The following is a 691-nucleotide window of genomic DNA, read 5'->3' on the forward strand; positions in this document are numbered from 1 at the left end:
GGGACTGAATCGCGATCGCCTGCTCCTTGTTGGCTTCCAGGTTGGCCGCCCAAATGTTCAGGGTCCGCTCGTAGTGCAGCTGCAGCGATTGAACGCGGGTCAACTCGAAGCCCACCGTGACCCCGTACTCGCCAACGGTCTGGGGCGTCGGCAGCCAGCCGCCGGGGAAGATCTCGGACAGGATGAATTGCGAAAACTGCACGATCTCACGGGTCAGCGTCATGCCCTTGGCCCGGGCCTCCTTGAACGACGGCCGAACGATGGTGTGCAGCAACATGACTCCGCCCGGCGGCAGCACGTTGTAGGCCATCTTGAAGAAGCGGCCGTAGCGCTGGCGGCCGAAGTGCTCGAACGCGCCGATCGACACGATCCGGTCCACCGGCTCGTGAAATTTCTCCCAGCCTTCCAGCAGCACCTGCCTGGTGCGGGTGGTGTCCATCTGGTCGAAGGACTTCTGCACGTGTTCGGCCTGGTTCTCCGACAGCGTCAGGCCTACGACGTTGACGTCGTATTTCTCGATGGCGCGCTTCAGGGTGGCTCCCCAGCCGCAACCGATGTCCAGCAGCGTCATCCCGGGCTCGAGCTTCAGCTTTCCCAGCGCCAGATCGATCTTGGCGATCTGGGCTTCTTCGAGCGTCATGTCGTCGCGCTCGAAATAAGCGCACGTGTAGCCCATGGTGTCGTCTAGAAA

At 62.2% G+C, this 691-nt stretch carries 1 protein-coding gene; it reads right to left on the minus strand.

All coding sequences use genetic code 11. The features are described from left to right. Positions 1–691 (minus strand): class I SAM-dependent methyltransferase (locus A5708_RS16220; protein WP_065029608.1); only part of this gene is annotated, 691 nt, incomplete at both ends.

This window comes from Mycobacterium colombiense (genome assembly GCF_001672755.1).
Lineage (GTDB): Bacteria > Actinomycetota > Actinomycetes > Mycobacteriales > Mycobacteriaceae > Mycobacterium > Mycobacterium colombiense_C.